The organism is Flavobacterium sp. GNP002, assembly GCF_054343795.1.
On record NZ_JBTGUW010000001.1, the window covers coordinates 2,085,180 to 2,106,553 of the forward strand.

At 33.7% G+C, this 21,374-nt stretch carries 18 protein-coding genes; 5 read left to right on the top strand and 13 right to left on the bottom strand.

The window, feature by feature from the left end; all coding sequences use genetic code 11:
* The first annotated feature begins 31 nt into the window (after positions 1 to 31).
* Positions 32 to 1,417: a DUF4153 domain-containing protein gene (locus ACXX80_RS09130; protein WP_458552933.1), complete on the top strand. Its 1,386-nt coding sequence runs from the start codon at positions 32 to 34 to the stop codon at positions 1,415 to 1,417.
* Positions 1,418 to 1,457: 40 nt separating this feature from the next.
* Here the strand turns inward: ACXX80_RS09130 and rluF are convergent, their stop codons facing one another.
* The 4 genes from rluF to ACXX80_RS09150 all read right to left on the bottom strand — a co-directional run bounded on the left by rluF (position 1,458) and on the right by ACXX80_RS09150 (position 5,135).
* A complete protein-coding gene (gene rluF / locus ACXX80_RS09135; protein WP_458552934.1) occupies positions 1,458 to 2,270 on the bottom strand; it encodes a 23S rRNA pseudouridine(2604) synthase RluF in 813 nt (270 codons plus the stop codon).
* A gap of 97 nt (positions 2,271 to 2,367) precedes the next feature.
* Positions 2,368 to 3,219, bottom strand: coding sequence for an alpha/beta fold hydrolase (locus ACXX80_RS09140; protein WP_458552935.1), 852 nt, complete (start codon positions 3,217 to 3,219; stop codon positions 2,368 to 2,370).
* 38 nt (positions 3,220 to 3,257) lie between these two features.
* A complete protein-coding gene (locus tag ACXX80_RS09145; RefSeq protein WP_315208982.1) occupies positions 3,258 to 4,037 on the bottom strand; it encodes a zinc ribbon domain-containing protein in 780 nt (259 codons plus the stop codon).
* 3 nt (positions 4,038 to 4,040) lie between these two features.
* Entirely contained in the window at positions 4,041 to 5,135 is a 1,095-nt protein-coding gene (locus tag ACXX80_RS09150; RefSeq protein ID WP_458552936.1) for a Nif3-like dinuclear metal center hexameric protein, read from the bottom strand.
* Between the two features lie 112 nt (positions 5,136 to 5,247).
* Here ACXX80_RS09150 and lpxK point away from each other — a divergent pair, with 112 nt between their 5' ends.
* Positions 5,248 to 6,273: a tetraacyldisaccharide 4'-kinase gene (gene lpxK, locus ACXX80_RS09155; RefSeq protein WP_458552937.1), complete on the top strand. Its 1,026-nt coding sequence runs from the start codon at positions 5,248 to 5,250 to the stop codon at positions 6,271 to 6,273.
* Positions 6,245 to 7,057 (top strand): purine-nucleoside phosphorylase, encoded by an 813-nt coding sequence (locus ACXX80_RS09160; RefSeq protein WP_315208976.1) that lies wholly within the window; start codon positions 6,245 to 6,247, stop codon positions 7,055 to 7,057. The genes lpxK and ACXX80_RS09160 overlap by 29 nt, the downstream gene beginning before the upstream one ends.
* A 54-nt stretch (positions 7,058 to 7,111) precedes the next feature.
* Here ACXX80_RS09160 and ACXX80_RS09165 read toward each other — a convergent pair whose 3' ends face one another.
* The 3 genes from ACXX80_RS09165 to lipA form a co-directional block, all read right to left on the bottom strand.
* On the bottom strand, positions 7,112 to 9,241 hold the full coding sequence (locus tag ACXX80_RS09165) for a tetratricopeptide repeat-containing hybrid sensor histidine kinase/response regulator (RefSeq protein WP_458552938.1): 2,130 nt from the start codon (positions 9,239 to 9,241) through the stop codon (positions 7,112 to 7,114).
* A 72-nt stretch (positions 9,242 to 9,313) separates the two neighbouring features.
* Positions 9,314 to 10,309, bottom strand: a complete 996-nt coding sequence (gap, locus tag ACXX80_RS09170; protein WP_417981062.1) for a type I glyceraldehyde-3-phosphate dehydrogenase — start codon at positions 10,307 to 10,309, stop codon at positions 9,314 to 9,316.
* Between the two features lie 67 nt (positions 10,310 to 10,376).
* Positions 10,377 to 11,246 carry a lipoyl synthase gene (gene lipA, locus ACXX80_RS09175; protein WP_458552939.1) on the bottom strand — a complete coding sequence of 290 codons (870 nt, stop codon included), beginning with the start codon at positions 11,244 to 11,246 and terminating at the stop codon, positions 10,377 to 10,379.
* A gap of 341 nt (positions 11,247 to 11,587) precedes the next feature.
* On the opposite strand from lipA, the gene ACXX80_RS09180 reads away from it, so the two are divergent.
* Complete coding sequence (locus tag ACXX80_RS09180; protein ID WP_458552940.1) at positions 11,588 to 12,436, top strand: M48 family metalloprotease; 849 nt, start codon at positions 11,588 to 11,590, stop codon at positions 12,434 to 12,436.
* A 59-nt stretch (positions 12,437 to 12,495) separates the two neighbouring features.
* Here the strand turns inward: ACXX80_RS09180 and ACXX80_RS09185 are convergent, their stop codons facing one another.
* Together ACXX80_RS09185 and ACXX80_RS09190 are read right to left on the bottom strand one after the other, a co-directional pair.
* Positions 12,496 to 13,317 (bottom strand): energy transducer TonB, encoded by an 822-nt coding sequence (locus ACXX80_RS09185; RefSeq protein WP_458552941.1) that lies wholly within the window; start codon positions 13,315 to 13,317, stop codon positions 12,496 to 12,498.
* 256 nt (positions 13,318 to 13,573) lie between these two features.
* Positions 13,574 to 16,750: a TonB-dependent receptor gene (locus tag ACXX80_RS09190; protein ID WP_458552942.1), complete on the bottom strand. Its 3,177-nt coding sequence runs from the start codon at positions 16,748 to 16,750 to the stop codon at positions 13,574 to 13,576.
* Between the two features lie 265 nt (positions 16,751 to 17,015).
* Here ACXX80_RS09190 and ACXX80_RS09195 point away from each other — a divergent pair, with 265 nt between their 5' ends.
* Positions 17,016 to 17,768, top strand: a complete 753-nt coding sequence (locus tag ACXX80_RS09195) for a glycerophosphodiester phosphodiesterase (protein WP_458552943.1) — start codon at positions 17,016 to 17,018, stop codon at positions 17,766 to 17,768.
* 110 nt (positions 17,769 to 17,878) lie between these two features.
* On the opposite strand, the gene ACXX80_RS09200 is transcribed toward ACXX80_RS09195, so the two are convergent.
* The 4 genes from ACXX80_RS09200 to murB all read right to left on the bottom strand — a co-directional run bounded on the left by ACXX80_RS09200 (position 17,879) and on the right by murB (position 21,333).
* Positions 17,879 to 18,430 (bottom strand): RNA polymerase sigma factor, encoded by a 552-nt coding sequence (locus ACXX80_RS09200; RefSeq protein ID WP_458552945.1) that lies wholly within the window; start codon positions 18,428 to 18,430, stop codon positions 17,879 to 17,881.
* Positions 18,421 to 19,527, bottom strand: coding sequence for a glycosyltransferase (locus ACXX80_RS09205; protein WP_458552946.1), 1,107 nt, complete (start codon positions 19,525 to 19,527; stop codon positions 18,421 to 18,423). Before ACXX80_RS09205 ends, ACXX80_RS09200 begins: the two co-directional genes overlap by 10 nt.
* An 85-nt stretch (positions 19,528 to 19,612) precedes the next feature.
* Positions 19,613 to 20,227, bottom strand: coding sequence for an FMN-binding negative transcriptional regulator (locus tag ACXX80_RS09210; RefSeq protein WP_417981053.1), 615 nt, complete (start codon positions 20,225 to 20,227; stop codon positions 19,613 to 19,615).
* A gap of 92 nt (positions 20,228 to 20,319) precedes the next feature.
* The gene (gene murB / locus ACXX80_RS09215; protein WP_458552947.1) at positions 20,320 to 21,333 is read right to left on the bottom strand and encodes a UDP-N-acetylmuramate dehydrogenase; all 1,014 of its coding nucleotides are present in this window, start codon (positions 21,331 to 21,333) and stop codon (positions 20,320 to 20,322) included.
* Between the last annotated feature and the right edge of the window lie 41 nt (positions 21,334 to 21,374).

A 21,374-nucleotide genomic window follows, 5' to 3' on the forward strand; every position in this document is an offset into this window, starting at 1 on the left:
TGAAATGCAAAGTACTTTTAAATTTATAATTATGAAAAAATTACATTTTATTTTAGTCAGCAGTTTGGTTTTTACCCTGCTTTTTTACAACGAAGATTTGGGTCTCAATTGGGCCATTTTCGGGATGATGCAAACCGCCTTAATATGTTATTTCTTTCAAGAGAAAATTACAAGTAGGGCACATCTGATTTTAGTGGTTACATCGGTTCTGTCATGCTTTGCATTTGCTTGGTACGGAGATTTTCCATCTTTTTTTGCCATGGTTTTGTCGATTATCTTTTTACAATTCAAAACCCAGGAACCAAAACTTAAATTGTTACAAGCTCTTCCTTTAGTATTAATGAACGGTATCGCTTCGATAGGCCGTATATTGATGTTTAGTCAATATCTTCCTAAGAGAAAAGTCAACAGCGGTTTTGCTAAAAAACTGATTGCTTATTTTGTTATACCAGCGCTATTTCTAGGCTTGTTTATAATCGTATATTCTTTTGGAAGCGATCATTTTTCCTCTCTGTTTACCGGTTATTATTTAGATATTGATGCGTGGCAAGCATTTGTACTGACCGCTTTAGGATTTTTCATTTCTTTCACTTTCTGGAATTATTGGATTCCTGAGGTTTGTCATGAAAAGAATAATTTACTGGATAATGATTTTAAGGAAGATGCTAAAATTCAAAATCTAAATTCATTTTCATTTCTGGATATTGATTTTGAAAGAAGAAGTGGAGAGATTACATTATTTCTTTTGAATGTGCTTCTTTTGGTTTTCATTGCGACTTATAATTACGAACAGTTTTTTGAGGTTGTAAAAAAATCTAACTTAAGTTCTGATACACATGAAAGAGTAACTGCCGTTATTTTTTCAATTATAATGGCTGTTGGTGTTATTTTATTCTATTTTAAAGGAGGATTTAATTTTGATAAAAAAGCTAAAAACCTTAAAAAGTTAGCCAAGATTTGGATTTTCTTAAACGGAGTTTTAATCCTTAGTACAATTATTAAAAACTCAGAATATGTTTCTTTTTTCGGATTGACTTATAAAAGGTTAGGTGTTTATGCTTTCTTGATTTTATCAATTATTGGATTGGTTATTTCTTTTATAAAAATCACCAAGCAAAAAACGAATGCTTTTCTTTTTAATCAAATGATTTGGTATTTTTATGGAACGATTCTACTATGTAGTTTTGTCAACTGGGGAAATCTGATTACCAATTATAATATTGCTGTAAATAAAGGAGTTGAATCTACCTTTTTATCCGGATTAAACTTCAATGATGAAGTGCGTAGAGACTATTTTTTACAAAATAAGTTAGAGGGTCAATACCTTGAAATTTCAAGAGAGAAGGAAATTAGTCGAATGCAATCAAGGACCTTTTTATCAAAAGCTTTGTATTATGAATTTTTACCGAGTAAATAAAAGCAAAATCCCATTCGTTTCTGAATGGGATTTGTATTTTTTAATAGTCGCCTCTTTTCTTAAATCGGGGATCGTCTTTTTTTATGAATTCGGTTCTTCTTTTAGCAGGATCTGCTTTCGGTAAACTGGCTTCTTCTGTTTTGCTCGAAGGTTCAATCAATTCGTTTAATTCTTTAATTTCTGCATCAGTCAAATCACGGTAACGACCTACAGGAACATCAAGTGAAATATTGATAATTCTGATTCGTTTTAGTGCTGTAACATCATAGCCTAAATACTCAGTCATTCTACGAATCTGACGGTTTAAACCTTGTGTCAAGATAATTTTGAAAGTGAATTTGCTAATTTGTTCCACTTTACATTTTCGAGTCACGGTGTCTAAAATTGGAACTCCATTTCCCATTCGTTCAATAAAACGATCGGTGATGGGTTTGTTTACGGTAACGGTATATTCTTTTTCGTGATTGTTTCGGGCACGTAATATCTTATTGACGATATCTCCGTCATTAGTCATAAAAATCAATCCTTCACTGGCTTTGTCCAATCGTCCGATAGGAAAAATACGTTTCGGATAATTAATGTAATCCACAATATTATTACGAACATCAAGGTTTGTGGTACATTCGATTCCTACAGGTTTATAGAAAGCAAGATAAACAGGTTTCTCATTTTTCTCACGGATTAGTTTACCGTCAATACGCACTTCGTCATTCGGTGAAACTTTTGTTCCCAATTCCGGAACAACTCCATTGATGGTTACACGACCTTCTTCAATGATTTTATCTGCTTCGCGGCGGGAGCAATACCCAGTTTCTCCTATGAATTTATTGAGGCGTTTTAGATTTTCTTCCATACTGCAAAAGTAGTACTAAATTGTTTAATCGTTTATGTGGTAAATTGTTTATTTGAAAAATTTAGAAATCTGTAAAAGATTTCACTTCAATTTGATTTTAGTTGTCTGCTTGAAATAAAAAATTGGATACTTTTTCATACAATTCATCGTCATGCATACTGTGTCCTAAGCCTTTGGTTTCAATGAAAATAGCATTTTCCCATGCACCTGCAATTTTCTTTCCTTCTTCGAATAAAACTACCGTGTCGTCAACATCATGTGCTATTAGTCCTTTGATATTCAGTTTTGAGGCGAATAATTTTCCTGAAAAATGTTCCAGACTGAGTTTGAAATGGTTTAAATAATGATCTTCTAAAGATTTTGAAATCTTAGAATTCAAGCTCAATAATGTAATATAATTGTTTAATATAATATTGAAATCACTTGGAGAACCCAGAATTACCATTTTTTTTAGCGAGTCATTTTGATAAACAGATTGGTAATACAAACACGTTTTTCCACCAATGGAATGACCTATCAGGTATTGAGGTTTGAATTTTTGTACAGCAACATGAATAAATTCAGCATATTGGGGAATGTTGAACTCTTTTCCGCTAGACAATCCATGAGCTGGACCGTCAATTGCAATAATGGTGCTTCCTGATTTTTTAAGATACGGAAGTAAATTTTCCCAACGAGAAGCGTTGCTTTCCCAGCCGTGAACTAATAATATTACAGTGTCATTTCCTTTCCAAGTATACGTATGAAAGGAATCTTCTTGAAGTTGGAACTTTTCGGACTGCGCTTCTTGTAGGACGTCCGGAAGTTTATTTTTAGATAATTTTCCTTCCCGGGGTTCACTAAAAAAACCATACGCCAGTTGCGAGGCTTTTTTTGGAAATACAAAACTCAAAAGGTTAATGTATAATCCAATGGATTTAGTGAATATAAAAAATACTATTTTTTTCATAAAAAAAAGTCCCGATGTGTATCGGGACTTAAATGTAATTAGAATTTAGAAAACAACTGTTCCATTTTCTCTTTTTCTTCGTCAGCTAATACACTGTCGACTAATATTCTTCCTGAATGTTCATCAGTAATAATTTTTTTTCTAGAAGCAATTTCTACTTGTGTCTGTGGTGGAATCGTAAAAAATGATCCTGCAGATGCTCCTCTTTCGATAGAAACTACAGCTAAACCATTACGAACGCTACTTCTGATTCTTGTGTAAGCTTTCAATAATCTTTCTTCAATTAAAGCTTGATACTCCGCTGATTTTTCAGATAGGAATGCTTCTTCTTTAGCGGTTTCAGCCATGATAGCATCTAACTCAGATTTTTTATGCTTTAAGTGATTCGATTTTGCTTCTAATCTTTCTTTAGAGCTTGAAATTACTTCTTTCTTGTGTTCGATAGAAGCTTTCATTTCTTTAATTTGTTTTTCAGACAATTGAATTTCTAATTCTTGAAATTCAACCTCTTTAGTCAACGAGTTAAACTCTCTGTTATTACGAACAGTTTCTTGTTGCTTAGTATATTTTTTGATAGCTTCTTTGTGCTCATCAATTGCATTCTTTTTTGATTTGATTAGATCCTCGATAACTTCAAGTTCTCCTTTCAATTTTTCTGAACGTGTGCTTAAACCAGCCACTTCATCTTCTAAATCTTCTACTTCTAAAGGAAGTTCTCCTCTTACGTTTCTGATTTCGTCAATTCTAGAGTCAATAAGTTGTAAATCGTAAATTGCTCTTAACTTGTCCTCAACACTTAATTCTTTCGTATTCGCCATATTCTATAAGTACTTAACTGGATTTGAATTTTCTTCTGATAAAATAACTGCAAAATTAAGGATTTTTTTCCGAAGATACTCAACAATATAATTTTTTGTATAACGTTCACTCTCAAAATGTCCAATATCGGCCAAAAGCAACTTGTTTTCGGCTTCATAAAACTGATGATATTTTAAATCTGCAGTCAAATAAGCATCAGCTCCAGCCTGAATCGCATTTTTTATAGCAAAACTTCCGGCTCCGCCAAGAACGGCTACTTTTTTAATTTCTTTTCCAATAAAGGTCGAATGGCGAATTCCACCACATTGCATTTTTTCTTTAGCAAAAAGCAGAAATTCTTTTTCATTCATAGGATTTTTCAATTCGCCAATCATACCCAAACCAATATTTTGATGTTGGTTTTGCAACTCATAAATTTCATACGCCACTTCTTCGTATGCGTGGCTTTTGAATAATGCTTTCAGGATTCTGTTTTCCAAATGTTTTTCGAAAGTGACTTCGATTTTGATTTCATCTCCTTGCACAAACTCAAATCGCTCTCCAACCTGTGGATTGCTGTGCTCATTGCCCATATAAGTTCCAATTCCTTTAGAATTAAAACTGCAATTTTCATAGTTGCCAATGGTGCCCGCGCCAGCATCAAATAGTGCATTTCGAACCTCTTCCGCGTTTTCAGGAATGGTAAAAGTCACTAATTTTCGAATGAAATTTTGCTTCGGAATAAGGATTTTAGTATTTATCAATCCTAATGCATCACAAAATATTTTATTTACGCCTGCTTGATGATTGTCTAAAGCGGTGTGAACGGCGTAAATTGCAATGTCATTTTTTATGGCTTTAATAACTGCGCGTTCCACGTAGTTTTTTCCCGTAATTTTTTTCAAACCAGAAAATAATATCGGATGAAAACAAACCACCATATTACAATTTTTTGCAATTGCTTCGTCAATTATATTTTCTAAAGCATCATGGCAAACCAAAATTCCAGTGGCTTCCACATCTTGGTTTCCAACCAATAATCCGACATTGTCAAAATCTTCAGCATAGGCAAGTGGTGCCATTTCTTCGAGTACGGAAATTATTTCTTTGATTATCATGTTTTTTTTTAGTTTTAAGTCTGAGGTTTAAAGTTTAAGGTTGATGAACTTTAAACATTAAACAAAAGAAACAAAATTTTAAATCAAAGATAATTTATTCTACTTTCGTAAAATGAATTTACTTCGAAAATTGCTATTCCCGTTTGCCATTTTATATGGTCTGATAACGAGTATTCGGAATTTTCTTTTCGATAAAGGGATTTTAAAATCGTACTCTTTTGATTTGCCTGTTATTGCTGTCGGAAATCTTAGCGTTGGCGGAACCGGAAAAACTCCCCAAATTGAATATCTGATACGATTACTTTCGGATAAATATAAAATTGCCACGTTAAGCCGTGGATATAAAAGACAATCTGAAGGTTTTATTTTGGCTGATGCCAATTCAAATGCTGCCCTTCTTGGAGACGAGCCTTTTCAGTTTTTTCAGAAATTCCCATCGATACAAGTGGCGGTTGATGTCGACAGAAAAAACGGAATTGAACAATTGCTTTCGCAAAAAGAAAAACCAGAAATTATCTTGCTTGATGACGCTTTTCAACATCGAAAAGTAAAAGCGGGTTTTTATATTTTATTGACTTCTTATGGTGATTTGTATTCGGATGATTGGATGTTGCCAACTGGAAATTTACGCGAAAGCAGGAGTGGAGCAGACAGAGCAAATGTGATTATTGTAACCAAATGTCCTTTTAATCTCGCGCCTGAAGAACAAAATATGATTAAAAAGAGGTTAAAAGTTGGTGTAAATCAGGAATTGTACTTTACTTTTATAGCTTATGAAAAATTTATTTACGGGGAAAACCGAAAAATAAATGTAAATGAAATTCAATCGACTGCTAAATTACTGGTAGCTGGAATTGCGAAACCGGAACCGTTTTTTGCCTATTTACAAGAGACCAATGATGTTTGTTTGTCTTTTCCAGACCATCATAATTTTACCGATAAAGACATTTTAGAAATTAAAAATTTAGCTCAAAACAACATTATTATCACTACCGAAAAAGATTACGTACGTTTAAAGGGAAGTTTACCAAGTGAACAACTTTTCTATCTGCCAATACAAAGTTCTTTCGTTTCAGGAAGTGAAAATTTTGATAAAACAATTAAAGATTATGTGGGAACAAGTACAAGAAACAGTTAGTTATATTAAGGGAAAAGTTGATTTTACTCCAGAATACGGTGTGATTTTAGGTTCAGGATTAGGGAGTTTTACGGACGAAATAAAAGTAGAATTTACGATGCCGTATAATGAAATTCCAAATTTCCCAGTGTCTACGGTGCAAGGTCATAAAGGTGCATTAGTTTTTGGAACAATAGGAGATAAGAAAGTCGTTGCCATGCAGGGAAGATTTCATTTCTACGAAGGCTATTCGATGACAGAAGTCACTTTTCCGGTGCGAGTTATGAAATTTTTGGGCGTGGAGAAACTGGTAGTTTCAAATGCTTCTGGTGGTGTTAATCCAAGTTATAAAGTAGGTTCTATTGTTATGATTACGGATCATATCAATATGACACCAGAACATCCTTTGCGTGGAAAAAACGACGAACGTTTTGGACCTCGTTTTGTAAATATGAGTGAACCGTATTCGAGAAAAATGATTGCGAAAGCCACTGAATTGGCTCAAGAATTAAATATTGAGGTTCATGAAGGAATTTATCTGGGTTTACAAGGTCCAACTTTTGAAACCTTGGCCGAATACAAAATGGTAAAAATTCTGGGTGCAGATTGTGTAGGAATGTCAACCGTTCCCGAAGTGATTGTGGCACGTCATATGGATTTGGAAACATTTGGTATTTCAGTAATTACCGATATGGGGAATGAGGAAAGTATTGGAACGATTTCACATGATGAAGTATTAGAAGCGGCAAAAAATGCAGAACCAAAAGTAAGAAGTCTTATTAAAGAATTGATTTTAAATTATTAGGAGCCAGTTGGGTGTGATTAGTTTTTAATAATTGTACCCAACAGGTTATTGAGTCTATATATATTCAGCGATTACACTGTAAAATTCCTCTGGCACAAATGGTTTAGTGATTACATCGTTCATGCCAAATGATAAAAGCATTTCACGATTTTCATGTAATGATATTGCAGTAAGGGCAATGATAGGAGTAGTACTGTCAAATGTTCGTATTGTTTCTGTTGCAATTGTTCCATTTATGCCGGGTAAGTGTACATCCATAAGAACTAAGTCGAATGTATTAGTTTTCATTAAATCAATTGCATCCTCACCGTTATCAATTATTTCGCAGATAATTCCTTTATTATCCAGCATTTTCTTAGTAATCATTTGGTTGATTTTATTGTCCTCAACCAATAGTATTTTCTTGTTTATTAATTTAGCAGGATCGTATTTTATCATTGGCTTTTTCTCCATTTGAGATTCCTGCTGTGGACTTATTTGGAATTCTAATTGAAATGAAAATGAAGAGCCTTCGCCTACCACACTTTTAAGCTTGATATGTCCGCCAAGAATTTTAATTAATTTTTTTACGATAGTCAATCCTAAACCGGTGCCACCATATTTGCGATTTACTTCTATGGAACCTTGCGAAAAACTATCAAAAACGCTTGCTAATTTATCTTCGGGTATTCCTATTCCAGTATCTATTATCTCAAAATACAAAGTAGCTTTTTTATCTTCTAATGTGCTAAGATTAGTTATAACGGTAACGTTTCCGTTTTTTGTGAATTTCAGTGCGTTGTTGATTAAATTCAGTATTATCTGTGATAATTTTGTGGGGTCGCCAATCAAATAGTCGGGAATTGCGGCATCAACTTCAAGATTGAAATTATTGTTATTCACCACAGCCAATTCTTTCAAAGAATGTTTGATATCCTCTAATAATTTTTTTAGATTAAAACTGGTGTATTCAACTTCTGATTTTTGAGAATCAATTTTATTAATTTCTAAAATTTCATTAATGAATTTTGTCAAATAATCTCCTGAAAATTTTAAGGAAGACAAGTAGTCCAATTGATTTTTTTTTGGGTTCTCTTCCAATAATAAGTGTGTAATACCATTGATGGCATTTAATGGAGTTCGAAGCTCATGACTCACAGTGGATAAAAATTCGGATCTCGCTTTTGATGCTTTTTCTGCTTTGTCTTTTGCAATCTCTAATTCTTTGTTTTTTTCTTGCAATAATAAATTAGACTGATTTCTAATGATATTATTTTTGTACAAGGATAGACTTAATAAAGATAAAATTGAAATTAATGCAATGGCGAAAATACTGATTAGTTTAGAAAATTTATTAGCCTTTTCTTGCTCCTTATTTTCATAATTAGCTTGTGCAATTTCTTTTAATTTTTCAGACTCTTTGAACTTTTTGTAATCATCTATGCCAAGTCTTTCATTGTTCAAAATTGTGATGCTCTCTTTTAAATTAAGATGCTGTTTTAGATAGAAATACGCATTATTTTTATCTAACGTTTTTTCATAAACATCACTTAAGGCCAGTAAAATATTTGATTTCTGTTCTAGATTTTCAGATTTACTGTTTAGTTCTAATGCTTTATTCAGATAATTTAAAGCCAAGTTATTCCTATTTCTGCTGGCTTCAATTTTTCCTATTTGATAAGTTGCTTCAGCTTTAGTATTTGTCAAAGCGGCATTGTCAGGTTTTGCAATAATAATTTTAAAAGCAGATAATGCTAAATCTAATTTATTCTTTGATTTGTAAATTAGACCTTTCTGAAGGTTTAACAACTCAGCAACGTCAGGAATTCTTAATTTATCATTAATTGATCTTGCTCTCTCAAAGTATATGGAAGCTCTGTCATAATCTTGCTTTTGCATGTAGCATAAGCCAATATGGTAGTACGTTGCAGAACGCTCTGAACTTGGTTCGAAATTTGAAAATAATGCAGCACTTTTTAGTAACGTTTCTATTGCGTCATCGTATTTTTTTAAGTCAAAATAAATTTTTCCAAGATTAAAAGTTTGTTGCGCTTGGTCTTTAATATTTTTATTTTTTTTGGCGTAATCAATTGCCTTTTGGGAATGCAATAATGCCTCTTTATAATTATTAGTCTTAATATTGGAATTGCTCAAACTGCTATAATATGCTGTGCTGTCTACTTCCTCATAGGGCTGAGAGTACATTGAGGAGTAAAAAAAAACAAAAAAAACAAAAAAATACTTCATTTACAGCTGAATTTTTTTCCTAGGGTTATTTTATTTTTTTGTTAGAAGAATTAAATCAATAATTCTAGACGAATAGCCTATTTCATTATCATACCATCCTACTACTTTTACCATTTTATCAATAACAGAAGTTAGCTGAGCATCAAATATACATGAATTTTTATTGCCAATCACATCAACAGAAACAATAGGGTCTTCGGTATAATCCAAAATCCCTTTTAAATTTGTTTGTGCGGCAATTTTGAACGCTGCGTTAATCTCATCTATAGTCACTGCGCGTTTTACATTGAAAGTAATATCAGTCAAAGATCCATCAGGAACGGGCACTCGTATACCACAACCGCCAATTTTACCTTCAAACTCAGGGAATATTTTTGTCAATGCTTTAGCCGCTCCAGTTGTTGTGGGCACGATAGACTGACTTGCCCCGCGAGCACGACGTAAATCTTTATGCGGTTGATCGTGTAAGCTTTGGTCTGTCGTGTAGGAATGAATAGTAGTAATATACGCTTGTTCTATACCGCAAAGTTCATTGATCACTTTAATCATTGGTGCAGCATTATTCGTTGTGCAACTGGCATTCGAAATTATGGTTTCAGTTCCGTCAAGAATAAAATCATTTACACCGAGCACTACCGTTTTTATAGTGTCAACTTCCGAAGGTGCAGAAAGAATCACTTTTTTGGCACCAGCGATAATATGGGAATTCAATTCTTCAAAAGTCTTATACTTACCCGTCGATTCGACTACGTAATCAATGTCTAAACTTTTCCAATCCAGGTTTGAAATGCTTTTTTCGTGAAAAAATAAGAAATGATTTCCATCTACGAGAATTCCTTTTTCGTCATCGCTGACCGCAAATGGTAAAACACCGTGGATACTGTCATACTTCACTAAATGCGCCATTGTTTTTTTATCGGCAATGTCATTTATGGCAACAACTTCTATTGAGGGATGGTTCAAAAGTAATCGGAATAAATTCCTGCCGATTCTTCCAAAACCATTTATGGCAATTCTTGTTTTCAAATGGATTTGTTTATTCGTTTATTCGTTTATTTGGTTAACCGATTAAACAAATAAACGAATATACTATTTATAAAATATGTTTTTGTGCTTTGTAGGAGGAACGAACCAATGGTCCACTTTCAACATGACGGAAACCTAATTCCAAACCAAATTGCTCGTATTTAGCAAATTGTTCCGGCGTTATAAATTCCTTTACGGGCAAGTGTTTTTTGCTCGGCTGTAAGTATTGGCCGATGGTAACAATATCAACATTGGCTTCACGCAAATCTCGCATCGTTTGGTACACTTCTTCTTCTTGTTCTCCAAGACCAAGCATAATTCCCGACTTAGTTCTGTTAATTCCTTTTTCTTTTAAGTACCTCAATACTTCAAGACTTCTGTCATATTTGGCTTGAATACGTACTTCACGAGTCAATCGACGAACCGTTTCTACATTGTGCGAAACCACTTCAGGATTTGCTTCTACGATTCTATCAATATTTCTTTCTATACCTTGAAAATCTGGAATCAACGTTTCCAGTGTTGTGTTTGGGTTCATTCTACGGATGGCTTTCACGGTTTCTATCCAAATGATAGAACCACCATCCTTCAAGTCATCTCTGTCAACACTTGTAATTACGGCATGTTTGATGTTCATGATTTTGATAGAACGCGCCACTTTTTCAGGCTCATCCCAGTCAACAGTTTCAGGTCTTCCGGTTTTTACACCACAGAAACCACAAGAACGAGTACATACATTTCCTAAAATCATAAATGTTGCTGTTCCTTCGCCCCAGCATTCACCCATATTTGGGCAACTTCCGGACGTGCAAATCGTGTTCAAACTATATTTATCAACTAAGCCGCGAAGCTCAGTATATTTTTGGCCTATTGGGAGTTTAACCTTCAACCATTTTGGTTTTCCTATCGGTAAAGTATTATCTAAAACAGTTTCCATAAAATCAATTTTCAGAGTACAAAGATAAGGAAAGTTGATTTAAGAAATAGGAATTAACAAACACGAATTAAGAGTCAAAGTTGCAATAATTTTAGTAGCAATTTCTAGCTATATGTTTCAATTTTGTATTTTATAATATGTTTTTATAAGAGGAAAAAGGTTCATCTGCTGGTTGCTCTTTTTTTGTCAAAAAAAATACCATTTCGTAACACAACGATTTCTATTCTTATCCGGGCTAGAAAGGGTAAGATTCAGGATTTTCATAAAGACTGAATATTATTGTATCCTATTAAAGCAGTTCTTTTAAAAATATTATATTTGAAAATCAAAATCAAAAAAAAATGAAAAATAAATCAATACTATTAGGGGTATTATTGGTGGTTTTTGGTCTTTCGAAAACCAATGCGCAAATTAATTTTGGAGAAAAAGCATTAGGAGCAGTTCAAAAAGGGGTTGCAGGTTTTACTTTTAGTGATGCAGATGCTAGTGCTTTATCCAAAGCAGCTGTTGATAAAATGGATATGGAACATATTGTTACAGGGCCCAAAGACCCTTATACCATACGTCTTAATAAAGTCTTTGGAAAACATACAAGTGGTGAAGGATATGCTCTAAACTATAAAGTATACAAGCTAAATGAAGTAAATGCATTTGCAACTGCAGATGGGAGTGTTCGCGTTTACTCAGGATTGATGGACATAATGGATGATAATGAATTGCTGGCAGTTATTGGTCATGAAATAGGGCATGTGGCAAATCATGACTCCCGAGATGCTATTAAAGCTGCATATAAAAAAGAAGCTTTAATAGATGTTGTTGCTTCACAATCTGATAAAGTAGCGGCTGTAACGGATAGCCAATTGGCTAAATTAGGCAGTGTGATGATTGATAGCAAACACAGTAGAAAACAAGAATCAGAAGCAGATGAATTCTCATATGACTTTATGAAGAAAAACGGATACAATGTGAACGCAGTTGCTTCGGCTTTTTCAATCTTGGCAAAAATGAGCGAAGGAACTCAAGCTTCTTTTTTGGGTAAAATGATGAGTTCACATCCGGACTCCAAACAAAGAGCTGAAGTTGCTAAACAAAGGGCAGAGAAAGATGGATTGTACAAACCATATGTGCAACAAAAAGCTATTGTAAAAGCGACAACCACTAAAAAAACTACTGTTAAAAAGAAAAAATAAAAAAATTTTCAAAAAGGTATAAAAAAGCAGAACTGAAAAGTTCTGCTTTTTTATGATTACTAGTTCATTTGTACTGTAATGGGAAGGTTGTAAGCAGTTCGCACTGCTTTTCCGTCAATCATTCCTGGTGACCATTTTGTTTTCAAGGATTTCAATACTCGAACGGCTTCTCTGCCCAAGCCATAGCCAGGATCTCTTTTCACCTGAATGTCAGTCATGCTGCCATCTCTTTCGATAACAAAAGAAACATATACTCTAATAGAACCGCTGCCATCTATTTCTTGTTTTTCAAAATTATTACCCACATAGGTGTAAAATTTATTGATTCCGCCAGGGAATTCAGGTAGCTTATCTAGAGCAACACTGTTTACAATAGTGTTTCCCAAATCAACTGGAGTTACGGTGTCAGTTCCTGTTCCTGAAGAAGAAGTTGGATTTATACCTACAGTTCCAGTTCCCTCTGAAGTTGTATTTGTTATGGAGGTATTGTCAGTGGTTTTTGCAATGTCTTGATTTGCTTGCGAAGCCTGAACAATTACAGGATTAACAAGTTGGGCGCTTTTAACGGGGACTTCTACATTTTTAGTTTTTATCTGAGGAAGCGTCTTTTTTTCTTCAAGCTGATTCGGAATTATGTCAGTAAGTTGGACCACGGTATTTGTCAGTTCTGGAATACCTATCGTGATGCCTTTATTGGGGTTCAAATAGGTAATGATTACTGGGATACTTAAGGCACTAGATAAAAACAATACACCCATAAAAAGTGCTGTTAATGATGTTTTAGTACTCTCCTGACGCAATTGATACGCTCCATATTCTTTGTTTCGGTCTTGGAAAACAAGGTTAATCCAACCGGTCTCGTAAATGCTTAGTTTTGACATAATTTATGGATTTAGTGGTTAAGTAGTAATTAAATCATAAGCAGAGCTGTTTTTATTTTATAACGTGTAAAATAAGAATTTTAGTATATGAATTTAATGATTATTTTTGATTTAATTGATTTTATGTTTGTATATTTAACGATAACGTTACTTAATTTAGGGATTTAGTTCTTAAATTTAAATGAATTCATAAAAAAGGCGCGTTCAAATCAATGAATGCGCCTTGTTCTTGTATTAAATTATTTTCTAGTAGGATTTAAAAAGCATATTTAAATCCAATTTGTATTTGGAATGGATTTCCTGAAAGCGAAGGAAGTCCTGCATTGTTTACTCTGTAATTAAATTGTTGTCTGGCGCTGTCAAATCCTGGAACTGCTGCTGTTGTTCCTGCTGCGGGTGTTCCTAAAGCATATAAAGATTGACTTCCCAACGATTTATTTACACCCCATTCTTTGTTTAATAAATTGGCAACATTAAATACATCTGCAGTAAATTCTATGAATTGTTTTTTGTCTAATGCAATCTTTTTGCTGATTCTTACATCAACAAGACCATAAAATTCATTTATTCCACCATTTCTTTCGGCTAATTTTCCGGAGTATTTATTGATGTAATCTTTTAAACTTTGGCTGGCAGCCGGATTATCAAGTATGGTTTGTAATCCTGTTTTTATATTTTGAGGAACCGCTGGGTTATTGATGTCAAAAATATAAGCTAAATCATTTGAAGCTGAAACAAAATCGGCGTTTGTATTTCCTCCTGATAGTAAGCTGTAGCGTGTACCACCAATACCAGAATAACGAACACCAACACTGATACCATAAAAAGTAGGCAATGTTCCATAAAACACCACTTTATGTCGGAAATGGTTATCGGAATAACTCATTTTGCTCAAGTCTCTTGGATCATCTTCTACCGGTAAAACTAAAGTTGCTGTATTGGCTACGTTTCCGTTAAATGAAGTATTGTCTTTGGTATCATTCAAGGTATAACTGGCAGATATTTCACCATCTTTAAAGTAGCGATAGGTAGCATCTACCACCATTGCAAATTGATTGACTTTACCTTCGCTGTTTAATTCTAAAACACGTCCTAATTTATTGCTGATACGTCCTTGCATCCAGTCTCCAGCACCATTTGCAGGCATTGAACTTGCTGGAACATATACGCCACGATTTCCTTCATTTGCCAAAGTAAAAAATGGATTTGCTACCATATTTCGGTCTACATAAACATAGTTGTTACGTCCTAAAGTAGCATAACCCGCAATTCCTGCTTTCAATCTATCAGTGAAGAAATGAGAGTAGGATACATTGGCTTTATAAACAACCGGAACTTTAGCATCTGTTCCAGTGAAATTAATAGTTGGTAATTGGAACGCATCCAAAGTTGGAATACTAGCATAGTTATTTCGATAATCAATGAAATTTGGCAACGGAACATTTGGAGATCGTACATCAACAGTCGCGGTGTGATTTCCATCAAAATATAAGTTGTTTATGACCGCATAATTATTCAAATCAGAAGCAAAAATTCCAGCTCCTAAACGAATATAATCTTTGTGGTTTTCATTTACATCCCAAGACAATTGCACTCTTGGTTGAAGAATAGCTGACTGAAGTTTATTATCCGTACGAATGCCTAATTCATCAAAAACTAATTGATTAAAGTTGGCTGTTGGATATTTAGCATAATCAAATCGCAAACCTAAAGTCAGGTCCAATCCCACACCAATTTTAGTTTGCAACTGACCATAAATTCCAGCATTTAATATATTAGAAATCACGGTAGGATCAGCTACTAAAGGTACTTCTCTGTAATAACGATACGGTGTAAAGTTGTTAAAATTAGCAATACTATTAAAATGGAAACGACCGTTTACCTCGCTGCCATATAACGATTTTGCATTGGTTTGCATTAAATCAAAACCAAAAGTGTATTTAACTTTATCCGTGTTATAGTAGATATTATCTACAATTTGAAAAACATTATTGGTAAATTTTTCTTGGGCAAATCGATGACCTCCAATTTGAATATTCGTAGTTCTTACTGCTCCATTAATAGTTGAAGCCACATTTTCTACAATAGCACGTGGGATATTGTAAGCAGGCAATTCATCGCCCGGATTACTATCCTGAAAAGTGTATAAATGTTGTACTTTCAGTTCATTTGTAACTTTTGCATTGACTTTTGTTCGTAAAGAAGCTAAAATACTGTTGTCAATATTTAAATCGTCACCAAACGATTCATATAAATTGATGGTCGTATTATCTTGTAAACCTAGTTTATTATTGTCATAGGTGAAATTATTACGTACCGTCAATAAATTGTTACTGTTAATTTGCCAGTCAATACGAGCGAAAGCTGCATCAGAATTACGTTTTTTATCAAATGTTCCGTATTGTGGGGAGTTTGAAACGCCATATTTATTACGGGCAATAGTCACAAAATTATCTAATGTTGCTTTTGTAACATTAAAACGCAATTCATCTTCTGGAGATTGAACATCAGCGATGATCAACGGACGCGAATCTTGTTGGTGGTCCCAAGCTACAAAAAAATGTAATTTATCTTTAATGATTGGTCCACCAAAAGTGAAACCATATTGTGACGTAGAAAAATCATTTTGACGTCTGTTTCCTCTAATGTCATAAGAGCTAGACAGCCAATCTGCACGATTATAAGCAAACATGCTTCCTGTAAAATCATTTGTTCCTGATTTAGTCACAGCACTTACAGTTCCGCCGCCACTTCGACCATAACCTACGTCATATTGATTAGTCACCACTTTGAATTCTCTTACGGCTTCAATCGATATGGAATAAGGAGCACCGCTTCGACTGGTTGTAGATCCTGCCGAAGTTGGGTTTTTGGCATTCATTCCATCCAGTGTGTAATTTGTCGAGGAAGCTAATTGTCCTGAAATATTCCCGCCTCTGCTCAAAGGTGATAAATCCATTAAACTAGTGAAATTTCTTCCGTTGACTGGCAAGGCATTGATTAGTTTTGCGGTTACTGCCGTTGCAGCTCCTAAATTCCCTGTTTTGTTTTTTAAACCTCGTCCTACAACTTCAACCACTTCCAGATTTTGAATGTCGTTTTGCATTAGGATCTCAATGTTTATTAAATCACCTTGATTTAATGTGTAACCGGAACGCTGTTGTTCTCCAAAACCTAAAGCTTTAATGCTTATTGTGTAAGGCCCGCCTAACGGTAGTTCTTTGAAAGTGAAAACGCCTTTGAAATTAGACAATGAATTGGTTTTAAATCCAGTTGATTCATTTCGAATTAGGACTGTTGCATCTTTAATAGGTTCTGAATTATTGCCTAAAACGCTACCTGAAATTGAGGCCTGAGTCGTTTGGGCAAAATTTGTAGTGCTAACAAAAACGGTCAGGACCATCGTTAATAAAAATAATTGGAGTTGTTTCATGAATACTATTTTTTTGTTTTTTAGTGCCGACAAAGGAATTGACTAATTGAAAAAAGGCAGTTATTTAAACAATAACTGTAGAATACTTTTGTGTAAATGAAACCTTAAAAACCGAGTGTTAAAACTACTTTTTTTAAGATATTGTTAACCAAAGCAGACCAAGAAAGATCGAATTTGTTTAGGTAAAATAGTCTTAATTTAATCCTATCTTAATGTTTGGTTCTGGCGGTTCATCTATTTTTACGACAAAACTTAAATGAAAATTATGAAATTTACTACACTATTTTTGGCTTCAACAGCAGTCTTATTATTATCAAATTGCGGTTCGAATAAATTTGTGGTTTGTGGGCACAGAGGTGCGATGGGACACGAAACCGAAAACACATTGGCATCCATAAAAAAGGGAATGGAATTAAAAGCTGATATGTTAGAAATCGATGTTTTCAAAATTAAAACAGGTGAATTGGTTGTTTTTCATGATGATGATTTGGATCGCATAACTAACGCAAAAGGAAAAATCGAAGAATATACTTTCGAAGAATTGAGAAAAGTTCTGGTTGCCGGCAAACACCAAATCCCAACTTTACAAGAAGTGATTGAGACAATAGATAAAAAAGCAGTACTTAATATTGAATTGAAAGGGACAAACACCGCAACGGACACGTACAGAATTATAGAAGAATACAAGAAAAAAGGTTGGAGAAATAAAGATTTCTTTATTTCCAGTTTTCGAGTAGGGGAATTGCAAAAAATGAGGTCTTTGAGTACTGAAATAGCTATTGGGTTGCTTACCTATAAAGATCCTATTGAGACTATTATTAAAACAGGAAAAGAGCTTAAAGCTCAGGCAATAAATCCGTATTATAAAACCTTAACGGCTGAAAATGTTGCGGTAATGAAAGCTAATGATTTTAAAATCTATCCTTGGACCGTGAATGAACCTGTCGATATTAAGAATTTACAAGGACTTAAAGTGAGCGGAATTATCACTGATTATCCGGAAAGAATTATAAGATAATTTTTTAGAAATCTATAATTGCTTTTGATTAAACGAAGTGATCTAAAATTAATTTAGATCACTTTTTATTTTTAAGGAATTAAAAATCGATGCTGTTTTGTAAAATAAAACTACCTTTTATTGTGAATGATTTCTGCCAGAAGTTTTTTGGCGCGAAGCAATTTAATCTTCACATTACTCAAAGGTTCATCAATTTTATTGGCAATTTCCTGATAACTCATTTCCTGAAAATAGCGCAATTGAATCACTTCTTGATAATGTGGTTTCAGTTCTTTAATGAATTGTAGTAACCGAGAAAGGTTTTGTTCCGTAATTAACTCATCTTCTGCAGATGGAGTAGTGTCGGCAATATTGTAGGCTTGCTGGTCTTGTTCATCGGTAATTTCGACAAAAAGACTTGATTTCTTTTTTCGTAATAAATCGATGTGTACGTTTTTTGCAATCGCAATAAGCCAAGTGTTAAATTGAAATTCCGAGTTGTAAGTGGCTATTTTATCGAATGCTTTCGAGAACGTTTCGATGGTAATATCTTCGGCATTGGTTTCGTTTTCGGTGCGTTTCAGCATAAAGCCATACACTTCATTCCAATAATAATCCAATAGAAAAGTAAAGGCAACTTGGTCACCTTGTTTTGCTTTTTCTATTTGTTTGTTTATTTCCAATGTACCGGTTTTGAGAATATATTAGTTATAAAGATATTGATTTGTGTTAAGATAAGTACTATCTCAACGATAGGGAACCATAACTTTATATCATTTTCTTTAAGCTTACCTGCTGAAAATCCTACCACAATCCATGCCACAAGATAACGTAATGCGATTAAACTTAAAACTAATATCCATTGAAACTGGAAGGCTAATAATATAATGGGTAATAAAATAAATAGTAATTGCGAACAATAGAATGCTCCTAATTGTAATTTATCTAGAGGTTTGTAATAGTTTGCCGTAGCAATATGCCTTCTTTTTTGGATAAACCAGTCTTTGTAGGTTGTTTTTGGTTTAGAAAGGGTAAAACTTTCCGGTGTGTAGGCGATAGTTGTATTTTTAGCTTTTGCGGCTTGGTTTATAAATAAATCATCATCTCCGGAACGAATCTGCATGTGCTCGATGAATCCATTTACATTGAAAAATTCTTCTTTTTTATAGGCTAAATTTCTTCCTACACCCATGTATGGATGTCCAATTTTGGCCCATGAAAAATATTGAATTGCGGTCAATAAAGTTTCAAAACGAATTATTTTATTCAGGAACGAATTAGGAATATTTTCATATTTACCATAGCCCAAAACAATAGTTTTCTGCATGGTAAATTGACAACTCATAGCCGTTATCCATTCTTTTGAAGTTGGGTAGCAATCAGCATCAGTGAATAATAAATATTCTTTTTTGGCAGCTTTTATTCCTAAAGTCAATGCGTATTTTTTGTTTCCCCAGAAGGCTTCGTTGTTCTCTACTTTTACCAAACGAACATTAGGATATTGCTTTTCAAAACCTTCAAAAATATCCAAAGTAGCGTCACTTGATGCGTCGTCAATCAGAACTATTTCAAAATCAGGATAGTTTTGTTCAGCAAGTAGAGGAATAAAATTAGTGACATTTTCTTCTTCGTTTTTGGCACAAACAATCACCGAAATCGGGATTCTTTTTGGTGTTGTTTTCTGCGCTTTAGCAAAAGCAAATTTTCCAAAAACACCTAAATAATACGAAATTTGAACAACGACTATAAAAATAAAAAAGTAAAGAATTAGTATAAGCATCTGAGTTTAATGAGTTTTAAATCGAGTGCAAAGGTATGAATAGAATTGTGAATTGTTAAATACAATCTGTGAATTTCGAAAGAATTTATATTGGGCATTTCTTCATCTCATTCGCAATAGCGATGGACTGATTTGTATTGGCTTTTTCTAACTCAGTAATGATGTTTTGGTGATTTTTTTCGTCTCTGTTTTGAGACAATTTTCTCGTGGCTTGGATTTCAGTTATTTCAATTTCAAACGCTACAATACCACGAGTTTGCATCATAGTTTTTTTCGATAAATCTTCTACACGGACTGGATTTTCAGAATTTTGTTCGTACTTATCAACTAGCTTTTTCAAAGATTCGATGACGGCTTCTCCTTCAATAATTTTGATTTTTCCATACACATGAACGGCGATGTAGTTCCATGTCGGTACATTTTCATGATCGTACCAAGAAGAAGAAATATAACTGTGAGGTCCTGAAAATACTGCTAAAATTTGGTCATTGTCTATAAAACCATTCCATTGTGGGTTTTCTTTAGAAATATGTCCGCATAAAATATCGTTGCCTTCTTTATTAGTTTCTAGTTCCAAAGGAATATGTGTGGCACATAATTTTCCATTGGTTTGATTGATTAGAATACCAAAGCTGTTCTCTTGCAGAAACTTTTTGATTTCTTCTTGATTCTCGTTTTTGTAGATTTCTGGAGTGTACATAGTTTGATAACTTAGGTTTTTTGATATTAGAATTTAAGATAAGACGAATCGATAAGTTATTTAATAATATAAGGTGTCTAACAATTTTTTTATTAAATCACATTCACTTCGGCTTCGATATGAATGCCAAACGTTTTAAAGATTGTTTCCTGGATATGTTTTGAAACATTCAAAATTTCCTGTCCTGTCGCATTACCATAATTCACTAAAACCAAAGCTTGATTTTTATGGATTCCGGCATCACCAAAACGTTTTCCTTTAAAACCAGCCTGTTCAATTAACCAGCCAGCGGGAACTTTTACTTCAGTTTCAGAAATATCAAAATATTTCATTTCAGGAAATTGCTGATGTATTTTTTCGAAATCTGATTTCAATAGAATTGGATTTTTAAAAAAACTACCACTGTTTCCCAGTTCTTTTGGGTCTGGTAATTTGCTTTGTCGAATGGCAATTACGGCATTACTGACATCCTTTAAAGTAGGATTTGTGATGTTATATTTAGCTAATTCAGATGAAATATCTCCGTAAGAAATATTGATTTTATGATTTGTTTTTGTCAATTTAAAAACAACCGATGTAATGACAAATTGATTTTTTGCTTCGTTTTTAAAAATGCTTTCTCGGTACCCAAAATGGCATTCGTCATTTGTGAACGTTTTCATTTCCTGACTTTCTATGGTCATTGCTTCACAGGAAACAAAAGTGTCTTTTATTTCGGTTCCATACGCTCCGATATTTTGGACTGGTGTAGTTCCAACGTTTCCTGGAATGAGTGACATGTTTTCTAAACCGCCAAAATTTTGGTCGATGGTCCAAAGTACAAATTCATGCCAGCTTTCACCAGCTTGACTTTCGACCCAAACAAAATCATCATTTTCTTCAATAATTTTCTTGCCTTTCAAATCGATATGAATGACAAGCGCATCAATATCTTTTGTCAAAAGCATATTGCTTCCGCCACCTAAAATGAATTTTTGCTGGGTTTTATTTTCTTGTAAAATTGTTTTCAAATCTTGTACAGAATGAACGGCAACGAACTGTTTTGCTTTGGCTTCAATGCCAAAAGTATTGTGTTTTTTTAAAGAGAAATTATGTACTATTTCCATAAAAGAAAGTGCTTTTTGAATTGTTTTATCCCGCACCAAAA